The organism is Haloarcula sp. H-hyl6, from assembly GCF_056934455.1.
In genome coordinates, this window is sequence record NZ_JBRIIK010000002.1 from 849,288 (window position 1) to 859,103 (window position 9,816).

13 protein-coding genes are annotated in these 9,816 nt (G+C 68.4%); 9 read left to right on the top strand and 4 right to left on the bottom strand.

All coding sequences use genetic code 11. The features are described from left to right. Nucleotides 1–108: 108 nt before the first annotated feature. From Hhyl6_RS17980 to Hhyl6_RS18005, 6 genes are all read left to right on the top strand, one after another. A complete protein-coding gene (locus Hhyl6_RS17980) occupies nucleotides 109–843 on the top strand; it encodes a prephenate dehydrogenase/arogenate dehydrogenase family protein (protein WP_483740621.1) in 735 nt (244 codons plus the stop codon). Then, nucleotides 840–2,264: a DUF8157 domain-containing protein gene (locus Hhyl6_RS17985; RefSeq protein WP_483740622.1), complete on the top strand. Its 1,425-nt coding sequence runs from the start codon at nucleotides 840–842 to the stop codon at nucleotides 2,262–2,264. Before Hhyl6_RS17980 ends, Hhyl6_RS17985 begins: the two co-directional genes overlap by 4 nt. Before the next feature lie 68 nt (nucleotides 2,265–2,332). Next, complete coding sequence (gene surE, locus Hhyl6_RS17990; protein ID WP_483740623.1) at nucleotides 2,333–3,133, top strand: 5'/3'-nucleotidase SurE; 801 nt, start codon at nucleotides 2,333–2,335, stop codon at nucleotides 3,131–3,133. 32 nt (nucleotides 3,134–3,165) lie between these two features. Next, nucleotides 3,166–4,215, top strand: coding sequence for a flippase-like domain-containing protein (locus Hhyl6_RS17995; protein ID WP_483740624.1), 1,050 nt, complete (start codon nucleotides 3,166–3,168; stop codon nucleotides 4,213–4,215). 46 nt (nucleotides 4,216–4,261) lie between these two features. Beyond that, on the top strand, nucleotides 4,262–5,200 hold the full coding sequence (locus Hhyl6_RS18000; RefSeq protein ID WP_483740625.1) for a DMT family transporter: 939 nt from the start codon (nucleotides 4,262–4,264) through the stop codon (nucleotides 5,198–5,200). 55 nt (nucleotides 5,201–5,255) lie between these two features. Next, nucleotides 5,256–5,444 carry a hypothetical protein gene (locus Hhyl6_RS18005; protein WP_483740626.1) on the top strand — a complete coding sequence of 63 codons (189 nt, stop codon included), beginning with the start codon at nucleotides 5,256–5,258 and terminating at the stop codon, nucleotides 5,442–5,444. On the opposite strand, the gene Hhyl6_RS18010 is transcribed toward Hhyl6_RS18005, so the two are convergent. Further along, nucleotides 5,445–6,356: a hypothetical protein gene (locus Hhyl6_RS18010; protein WP_483740627.1), complete on the bottom strand. Its 912-nt coding sequence runs from the start codon at nucleotides 6,354–6,356 to the stop codon at nucleotides 5,445–5,447. It lies immediately after the preceding gene. Nucleotides 6,357–6,493: 137 nt separating this feature from the next. Here Hhyl6_RS18010 and Hhyl6_RS18015 point away from each other — a divergent pair, with 137 nt between their 5' ends. Then, nucleotides 6,494–7,174, top strand: coding sequence for a carbonic anhydrase (locus tag Hhyl6_RS18015; protein WP_483740628.1), 681 nt, complete (start codon nucleotides 6,494–6,496; stop codon nucleotides 7,172–7,174). 133 nt (nucleotides 7,175–7,307) lie between these two features. Beyond that, complete coding sequence (locus tag Hhyl6_RS18020) at nucleotides 7,308–7,724, top strand: ester cyclase (protein WP_483740629.1); 417 nt, start codon at nucleotides 7,308–7,310, stop codon at nucleotides 7,722–7,724. A gap of 42 nt (nucleotides 7,725–7,766) precedes the next feature. On the opposite strand, the gene Hhyl6_RS18025 is transcribed toward Hhyl6_RS18020, so the two are convergent. Together Hhyl6_RS18025 and Hhyl6_RS18030 are read right to left on the bottom strand one after the other, a co-directional pair. After that, nucleotides 7,767–8,060 carry a chorismate mutase gene (locus Hhyl6_RS18025; RefSeq protein ID WP_483740630.1) on the bottom strand — a complete coding sequence of 98 codons (294 nt, stop codon included), beginning with the start codon at nucleotides 8,058–8,060 and terminating at the stop codon, nucleotides 7,767–7,769. Then, nucleotides 8,057–8,929 carry a shikimate kinase gene (locus tag Hhyl6_RS18030; RefSeq protein ID WP_483740631.1) on the bottom strand — a complete coding sequence of 291 codons (873 nt, stop codon included), beginning with the start codon at nucleotides 8,927–8,929 and terminating at the stop codon, nucleotides 8,057–8,059. The genes Hhyl6_RS18025 and Hhyl6_RS18030 overlap by 4 nt, the downstream gene beginning before the upstream one ends. Nucleotides 8,930–9,022: 93 nt before the next feature. On the opposite strand from Hhyl6_RS18030, the gene Hhyl6_RS18035 reads away from it, so the two are divergent. Continuing rightward, complete coding sequence (locus Hhyl6_RS18035; protein WP_483740632.1) at nucleotides 9,023–9,454, top strand: DUF5796 family protein; 432 nt, start codon at nucleotides 9,023–9,025, stop codon at nucleotides 9,452–9,454. A gap of 193 nt (nucleotides 9,455–9,647) precedes the next feature. Here the strand turns inward: Hhyl6_RS18035 and Hhyl6_RS18040 are convergent, their stop codons facing one another. Beyond that, nucleotides 9,648–9,782 carry a DUF7128 family protein gene (locus Hhyl6_RS18040; protein ID WP_255491942.1) on the bottom strand — a complete coding sequence of 45 codons (135 nt, stop codon included), beginning with the start codon at nucleotides 9,780–9,782 and terminating at the stop codon, nucleotides 9,648–9,650. Nucleotides 9,783–9,816 lie beyond the last annotated feature (34 nt).

The following is a 9,816-nucleotide window of genomic DNA, read 5'->3' on the forward strand; positions in this document are numbered from 1 at the left end:
CGGCTGGCGATTCGACGCACGTCTACGCCGACATCGGCAGTTGTCCAACGGCTCGGCGCGGGGGAGTGACCGAACGGCTTTTGAGAGGCGCCGGGCTACGCTCGTCGCATGAACGTCCTCGTCGTCGGCGCCGGGTCGATGGGGCAGTGGGTCGCCCGGACCCTGCGCGACCACGCCGACGCGACATTCGCTTTCACCGACACCGACAGCGACGCGGCCGAACGGGCGGCCGACGCCGTCGACGGTCGGACCGTGCCACGCGGCACAGACGAACCCTTCGACGTGGTCTGTGTCGCCGTGCCGATGCCGGTGGCCGCCGACGTGGTCGCCGAGTACGCCCCGCTCGCCACCGACGCCGTCGTCGACGTGACCGGCAGTATGACCGACCCGCTGGCGGCGATGGCGGAGGCGGCACCCGACGCGGCGCGGGCCAGCCTCCACCCCCTGTTCGCCCCGGAGAACGCGCCCGGCAACGTGGCCGTCGTCATGGACGCAGACGGCGCGGCGCTCGAAACGCTGCTGGGCGCGCTCTCGGCGGCCGGCAACGACGTCTTCGAGACGACCGCGGCCGAACACGACCAGGCGATGGAGACGGTACAGGCCGGCGCACACGCGGCCGTCCTCGCGTACGCGATGGCCGCCGACGACGTCCCCGAGCGCTTCCACACGCCGGTCTCCGGCGGCCTCGCGGACCTCGTCAAACAGGTGACGGGCGGCGACGCGCACGTCTACGCCGACATCCAGCGCACGTTCGAGGGCGCAGAGAGCGTCGCCGATGCGGCCCGAGAAATCGCCGACGCCGACCCCGAGGCGTTCACCGCGCTGTACGAGGAGCTATCATGAACAGCGAGACGCGCCAGCAGATACGCGAGAACGCACAGTACCTCCGGAACGTCCGACCCGTCGACCCCGAGGAGATATTCGAGTACGTCGACGGCCAGCCACACCCGGCGGTCGTCCGACAGGTGCTCCGGGAGGAGGCCGTCTCGCTCGGACTCGTCGAACAGGGCGACGGCACCTTCGTCCCGGCACCCGATGGCCCCCTCTCGCCGGACGCCCCCTTCCACGGGGTCGAGCGGTTCCCCGAGGAGTACGTCCGGCGGGTCGAGAGTCTGCTCACCGACGCCTACGGCCCCGACTGGGAGCGCGGCGACAGCGGCGACCGCCTGCGCGAGCGCATCCGCGACGTGAAAGAGCGATACCTCCAGCGCGACGACGTGACCTACGACGACCTGACCGCCCTCGGCTACGCCGTCTACCACCTGCCGGACTACTACGCCGTGGCGCAGTACGTCCTCGCGGACCTGCTGGCCGACGGGTTGCTCCCGTCCCGACTGCGCGTCCTCGACGTGGGTGCCGGCGTCGGCGGCCCGGCGCTCGGACTCCTCGACCTCCTGCCGGACGACGCGCTCGTGGACTACCACGCGGTCGAACCGAGCGCCGCCGCGGACGTACTGGAGTCGCTTCTCGACGAGGCTGGTCCGAACGTCGATGTCACCGTCCACCGGGAGACGGCGGAGGCGTTCGACCTCGACGACGCCGTCGAGGCGGACGGCCCGTTCGACCTCGTCCTGTTCGGGAACGTCCTGAACGAACTGGGCGACCCGGTGGCCGTCGTGGAGCGACACCTCGACGCCGTTGCGGAGGACGGGACGGTGGTAGCGCTGGAACCCGCCGACCGGAACACCGCGACGGGACTGCGCGAGATAGAGCGCGCCGTCGCCGACGAGGGGCCGGCGACGGTGTACGGCCCGACAGTCCGTCTGTGGCCCCACCAATCCCCGGAGAGCGAGTCGTGGTCGTTCGACCGCAAACCCGACCTCGAAGTCCCCCCGATGCAGCGGCGACTGGACGACGTCGCCGGGGGGACCGGCGAGTTCGTGAACGTCGACGTCCAGTACGCCTACAGCGTCCTCCGGAAGGACGACGAGCGGAGCATCGAGATGACGCCCGACCGCGGCACCCACGCGCCGATGGCCGACGCGGAGAGCTACGTAACCGACCGCGTGAACCTGCTGGCACTGAAGCTCAGTCACGACCTCTCAGAGGCGGGGTCGAACCCGCTGTACCTCCTCGGCGACGGGAGCCAGACGGTCGACCACTTCGCCGTCGTCACGGAACCGTCGCTCCTGAACGACGACCTCGGAGACGCCGACTACGGCGACCTCCTCTCGCTCCAGAACGCGCTGGTCCTCTGGAACGACGACGAGGAGGCGTACAACGTCGTCGTCGACGGCGAGACGACGGTGGACCGAGCGCGGTAGGACCCGACGACGGGCGGCCAGAGAGACGTGAGCAGTACGTTTTTCTCGCCGACGGCCCCAGACGTCCCATGGACGACGAGCCGACCATCCTGCTGACGAACGACGACGGCATCGAGAGCGTCGGGTTGCGAGCGGTGTACGAGGGTCTGTCCGAGGTCGGTGACGTGACCGCGGTGGCGCCGGCCGAAGACCAGAGCGCCGTGGGCCGCGCCATCTCACACGAGGTGGACGTCCGGGACCACGAGATGGGGTACGTCGTCGACGGGACGCCGGCCGACTGCGTCGTCGCCGGCCTCGAAGCGCTCGTCCCGGAGACGGACCTCGTGGTCGCGGGCTGTAACCGCGGTGCGAACCTCGGCGCGTACGTCCTCGGGCGCTCGGGCACGGTGAGCGCCGCCGTCGAGGCGACGTTCTTCGACGTGCCCGCCATCGCCGTCTCGATGTACATCCCGGTCAGGGAGGACGCCGCCTTCTCGGACATCGAGGCCGACGGCGACAGCTACGAGGAGGCGGTCCGCGCCACCTCGTATCTCGCGGACCACGCGCTCGGGGCGGGAGTCTTCGAGCAGTGCGACTACCTCAACGTCAACGCCCCCGTTGCGGAGTGGGGCGCGGCCCCCATCGAAGTGACCCGCCCGTCCCGCCTGTACGAGATGGACGCCGTCCGCGACGGGGACGCCGTGACGCTCCACGACCGCATCTGGGAGCGCATGGCCGACGGCGACATCCCCGACCCCGAGGGGACTGACCGCCGCGCCGTCGTCGACGGGAAGGTGAGCGTCTCGCCGCTGACCGCCCCGCACACGACCGAACACCACGAGGCGCTGGACGCGTTGGCCCAGACCTACGAGCGCGACGACCGCCCGTAGATTGATACCCGCCCGCGGTCGAACGTAACCCGATGGCGACCGTCACGGCCGAACAGACCGGTTCGCGGCGGCTGTTCCTCGGCGTCGGGGTGGCCCTCGCGCTGTTTACAGCCCTGTCTCTCTCGCTGGACGTCTCCGCGACGGCGGCGGCAGTGGCCGACGCCGACCCCGCGCTGGTCGCCCTCGCCGCGTTCGTTGCGCTGCTGGCACAGCTCTGTTGGAGCCTCACGACGGCGGCCGTCATCGACGGCATCGACGGGTCGCTGCCCCGCCACCGCGTCCAGTTGGGCTACCTCTCCGGAACGTTCGGCAAGCAGGTCCTGCCGCTCGGCAACGTCGGCGGGTCGGCCATCCTCGCGTACGTCCTCGCGGAGGACCTCGACAGGCGCTTTCGGGAGGTGTTCGCCGCCGTCACGGCGAGCGAACTGCTGGTGTTCGCCGGGTCGCTGGGCGTGGCCACGATGGGGTTGACGGCGCTACTGATTAGCCCCCTCCCCGGCCTCGACGGCCCACTCGTCCTCTCGATGCTGGCCGCTGCGGTGCTCGCTCTCGTCGTCGGCGGGGCCGTCCTCGCGTACCGGCGGCACCTCGTCGCCGCGCTGGTCGAACACACCGCCGCGCTGGTCCGGGCCACCGTCGGCCGCGTCTCGACCCGAGTCGACCGGACGTTGGCACCGCGGCGGGTCGAGAACGGCGTCGAGTCGTTCCTCGCCGCCTTCGGGGCCGCGACGGACGACACCCGCCGCCTCGTGTTGGCTTCGACGCTCGCGGTGATGGGGTGGCTCGCGTTCTCGTACGCGCTCCTGTTCGGGTTCGCCGCCGTCGGCGTCGACCTGCCCGTCGGCCTCGCGCTGTTTCTGACGCCGGCCAGCGGCCTCGCCACGTTGCTCCCGACGCCGGGCGGTCTCGGGAGTACCGAAGTGGGACTGACGGCCGTCCTGAGCGTGCTGACCGGTGCGCCCCCCGAACTCGCCGCGGCCGGCGTCGTCCTCTACCGCCTCGCGACCTACTGGCTGGTCGTCTCCGTGGGGTTGGTCGCGTCGCTGTACCTCTCGGCGACGGTGTGGCACGCCCTGGACTGAGTTCCGGGATGGTCAGCGTTATCCGCTCGCCGCGGTACCCTCCGATATGAGCGAGCGTCGGTCTGCCGTCCTGTTCACGCTTCTGGCCGCCGTCTGGGGCACGTCGTTCATGGCCATCAAGGCCGGCCTCGACGCGTTCCCGCCGGTGCTGTTCGCCGCGGTCCGGTACGACGTGGCCGCCGCGTTGATGCTCGGCTACGCCGCCGTCACCTCGGAGTACTGGCTCCCCCGGACCCGGGCGGACTGGCTCACGCTACTCGTCGAGGGGACGCTCATCATCGCGCTGTACAACGCCTTCCTCTTCGTCGGGGAGACGGGCGTCACCGGTGGCGTCGCCGCCATCCTCGTCGGGATGAGCCCAATCCTCTCGACGGTGTTCTCTCGGCTGTTCCTCCCCGACCAACGCCTGACCGCGGTCGGAACCGTGGGGTTGCTGCTCGGCTTCGGGGGCGTCGTGTTGGTCGCTCGCCCGGACCCGTCGAACCTACTGGGAAACGAGGCCATCTGGCCCGGATTGGTCCTCCTCGCGGCGGCCTCAGTGGCACTCGGGAGCGTCCTCGTCCAGCGCATCGACGGCGACATCTCGCCGGAGGGGATGGTGGCGTGGTCGAACGTCCTCGGTGCCGCCTTGCTCCACGCTATCAGTTTCGGCCTGCCGACAGAGTCCCTCGGGGACGCCCAGTTCACCCTCGTCGGCGTCGTCGCCCTCGTCTATCTGGCCGTCTTCGCCAGCGCCATGGGGTACGTCGTCTACTTCGACCTGCTGGCTCGACTCGGTGCCATCGAAATCAACCTCGTCTCCTACGCCGCGCCGATATTCGCCGCCGTCGCGGGGTGGGTAGCGCTGGAAGAGACGCTCGAACTGCTCGACGTGGTCGGGTTCCTCCTCATCTTCGGCGGGTTCGTCCTGCTGAAACGGCGGGCACTCGCGACGGAACTCAGCCCCGTCTGGAACCGCGTCGCCGGCCTCCTCCCGGGTCGGTGAGTGGTCCCACGACGGCCGCCGAAGCTATTTGCCGCCGTCTCCCGAAGGCCACTCCGTGAACACCGACATCGCACGGGCGGTCAGACTCGCAGTCCTGTTCCTCCTCGCCGGGGCGTTGCTCGGGGCCGGCATCTGGACCTACTGGCGGTTGGGACTGGTCGCCGGGCTTGCCGGCATCGTCACGAGCGTCGCCCTCGTCTCGTACGCCGGCTACGACACGTACCGGTTCGCGACGGCCCCCTAATCAGAACAGGCCGACCACGAACCCGAGGCCCATCACCACGAGGACGACGGCCGAGAACACCGGGAGATAACCCGTGTACTGCTCGACTGTCTCCTCGAAGTGGTGGTAGCCGGCCAGCAACAGGAGGGTAAAGCCGACGATGCCGACGATGACCGTCAGCGCGTACGCGCTCATCAACTCGAGACAGTGGTTCGACCCGGCGCACATCGCGATTATCTCGAACTCCTCTTCGTGGGCGAACCCGAGGAGGAACGCGAACCACGCGATGCCGAGCATCCCGCGGTCGGTGGCGTCGTCGAAGGAGCCGTGACCGTGGGAGTGAGAGTGGCCGCCGACGAACGGGAGGGCCGCTCCCACTCTGCCGAGGACACCGCCGCTCTCACCGTGGTCGTGGTGGCCGTGTGCGCCCTCGTGTGCGTGCTCGTGACCGCCTGCTCGCCCGTGGTCGTGAGCGTGTCGACCGTCGTCGAACTTCGATAGTCCCCCCTCGGCGTGGTCGTGAGAGTGGCCGTGTTCGCCGTGAGCGTGTTCCCCCTCTTCGTGGCCGTGTCCACTGTGGTCGTGGGAGTGGCCGTGTCTGTACTCGCGGATACCCAGCGCTATCAAGAGGACGCCGGCGACGATGCTCACCGGGCCGCCTATCTGGACACCCTGTACCAGTGTCAGCGGTTCGTTGACCTGCGTCAGTTCGAAGTAGGACTTCGCGTAGAAGAACACGGCCACCATCGCGATGCTGCTGATTAGGTGACCGACGCCGATGAGCAGACTCGCCGCGAAGCCGTACAGCCACTTGTTCGACTGGTCGAGCGCGTACGATGCCGCCACCGGCCACCCGTGACCCGGTTCGATACCGTGAACGGCACCCAGTGCCACCGCCCCCATGAGGAGACCGAGCGCCTCGCCGTGTAACATCTCTGGCGTAGCTTGGACGATTCGACGCTTATGGGTTGTTAATACTCGGCAGGGGGGTCCCTCATACCGGCAGTCGACGATGCCCGTTTCCCCCGTGAGAGCGATAAACCCAAAACGGCTGGTCGTGTCCTCCGAGTATGAACGAGACGGTCCTCGACCTACTGGAGCGCAACGACGCCCACGCCGAGACGTTCCAGTCGCGGTTCGACGACGTACAGGATGCTCAGCATCCGGAGGCGGTCACCGTCTGCTGCTCTGATTCGCGGGTCCTGCAGGACGCCATCTTCGGGAACGACGAACCCGGCCATCTCTTTACGTGTGGGAACATCGGGAACCGAGTGGTCCAGCGGACGGTCGAGGGGGACGTGGTCTCGGGGGACGTGCTTTACCCGCTCGCACACACGGGGACAAAGACGGCCGTCGTCGTCGGCCACACCGGGTGCGGCGCGGTCACGGCGACGTACGACGCGCTGACCGACGGTCTCGACGAACCCCCGGGCATCGAACACTGCATCGACCTGCTGAAACCGCACCTCGAAGGCGGCGTCGAGGCGCTTCCCGACGAGGTGGACCGGGTCGGAGCCATCAACCGACTCGTCGAGTACAACGTCGACCGGCAGGTCGAGCACCTGCTCGAGAGCGAGGACGTCTCCGACGACGTCGACGTCGTCGGCGTGGTGTACGACTTCCAAGACGTGTACGGCGGCCGCCGCGGTGAGGTGCACGTCGTCAACGTCGGCGGCGAGACGAGCGTCGAGGCGCTCCGTGCGGCGTGTCCCGACGTCGAAGACAGAATCGACCGCCTCTGGGAGTACTGACACGGCGGCGACGCTCTCGACGCCCGCTCTGACAGACTAGTTCATTACGGTTGTCAGCGTAACACGTACCACTAGCTCCTCGGCGGCGAGAGAGCGAACCCACCGGCGGCGTCCGACGGCGTCGCTGTACATCATGACGACGACAGCCAACAAAGACCTCGTTCGGCGACTTACGGCGGCGTGGAACGACCGAGACAGAGAGGAGATGGACGCCCTGTACGCTGACGTACTGGCGTTCCCGGAGTCCGGCGAGACACACCCGAAGGAGGCGCTCATCGACTCCGAGTGGGCCTTCTTCGACGCCTTTCCTGACGTCGAGGCGACGACGGAGGAACTCGTAGCGGAGGGCGACACCGTCCTCGTGCGCTGGCGTGTCTCCGGGACGCACGAAGGGGACTACGAGGGTATCGACCCCACCGGCAACACTGTGGCCTACGAGGAGTGGGCGCTCTACCGTATCGAGGACGGACACATCGCATCGGTGCGGGCCAAAAAGGACACGCTCGACTTCTACGTCCAACTCGGTGTGCTCGACGGCCCGCCGACCTGAGGCGGTGACCGTGCGGACGGGCGACTGGTCGGAGACGGCGCGTTACCGGTTCTCTCGCTGTTCGACCTTGTTCAACTCGATGAGGAGGCGGAACATCGCCTTCACGAGGTTCGCGTCGACGTCGAACCGTTCGGCGTTCTCGCCGGCGCGGTCCATCACGGCCTGTTCCTGTTCCTCGTCCGTCGTCGGCAGGCCCTTCTCGGCTTTGACCTGCGCGATGGTGTCGGCGACGTAGGTTCGTTGGGCTATCTTCTCGACTATCTCTCGGTCGATGTTGCGAATCTCCTCGCGCAGTTCGTCCAGCGACATGTCCTCGGGGCTCGTGTTCGAACTCATACTGTGTGGGTTCCCTCCGTCTGTGTGGTGGTCAGCAGCGTCGTGCCGGGCCGGTCGGCCCACTGGTCTCGCAGTCCCTCCAGCGCGTCGCGTTCGCCGACGGCGGTGAACGAGGGGCCGGTGCCCGACAGGGAGACGCCCTCGACGTGGCCCAGTCCCTCGAAGATGGGTTCGGTGTCGAACTCCAGCGCCGCGCAGAACGCGAGGCCGTTGACCGTCATGGCTCGCTCGTAGTCCCCGTCGAGTGCCATCTCTTCGACGAGGCGTGCCATCGGTGCAATCTGGCGACAGCGCTCCACGTCGGCGTCCGCGGAGAACGACTGCTCCGGCGGCGTCCAGACGAGCACGTCCCAGTCGACTTCCTCGCGGGACAACAGGTCGTCGCTGTCGTTGTCGGTGACGGTGACGCCGCCGAGCATCGAGGCGGAGGCGTCGTCGAACGCACCGGTGACGGTGACGCCCACGTCGCGGGCGGCCATCACGCCGAGGCGCGCCATGTCCTCCCGGGTCATCCGGTCGGTCGCGCCGAGAGCGTCCAACGTCGCCATCACCGTCGCGTTGGCCGCCGCGCTCGAACTCTTGAGGCCGGAGGCCATCGGGACGTCGCTCTCCGTGCGGACGTGCCCGCCGACGGCGGGCGGCGTCCCGACTGCCCCGCCGTGGGCGTCGAGGACGAACTCGACGCACCGCTCGACGAGGCGGGTGTCGGCGTCGGGGGCGCCGGCTACCTCGCCGGTCACGCCCTCCTCGTCGGTGGACACCTCGACGGTGGCGGTGGTGTACTCGTCGATGGCGAACGCCGACCCGCGGCCGGTGGCGAGTGCGTTGAGCACCGTGCCGGCGGCCGGTGCTGCTGCCGTACCTTCCATCGCTCAGTTCTCCCGTCCGGGGCTATTTACCATCTGCGAAAGCGGTCACCGCGACAACGGGTCGTTTTTCCACCAGCGGCGGGAACGAGGGGTATGAGCAACCGTTCCGACCTAGCGCCGGACACCCTCTCCATCGAACTCACCGAGGACGGCATCGCCGTGGAGTACCTCGACGGCCGGACCGCCTTCTACCACGGCGTCCCGGCGAAAGCGGAGGAGAGCGTCAGGACGGCGCCGGGCAAGGACACGCACGTCCTCGTCACGGACGAGACGGAGACGACCGGTATCCTCGTCTACGTCAACGACCTGCGGACCCACGACGACATCATCGAGTCCAGCGGCGTGGGCCGCGTCATCTTGGACGACGGCGAGGAGGACGAACTGTTCCCCGGCGTGACGGTCCGAGACCACCAGATGCGCGTCGAGGTGGACGTCGACTTCGAGGTGGCCGACGGCCGCGTGTTCGTCTTCGAGGAGGACGAGATGGGCGAGCGGAGTTACGAAATCGTACCGGCGGAGGAGTGAGCGCTTTTTCGCCCACGTTTTTGCGCGAAGGGTGGTGTGAGCCACCCGAGCGGAAAAAGGTGGACGCCAGACGGGCGAGCGGAGTTACGAAATCGTGCCGGCGGAGGAGTGACGCGAGTGAGCGCCCGTCCGCTCACGGCCGGTGACACCAGCGGCTATCACCCCCCACGGAACTCGAAAAACGCGACGCGTGCTACTGGATGTACGACGGGTCCTCGTCGTCGCAGTTGGCCTCGTGCTGTCGCGCGTCGTCCTGGTCGTCGAACATCAGCCCGCACGTCTCGCACTTGTACCAGGTCATTTCGTCGCGCTCGGTGGTGACCACCATGTACGTCTGTCTGACGGCCGTGCGTAAATTGTTT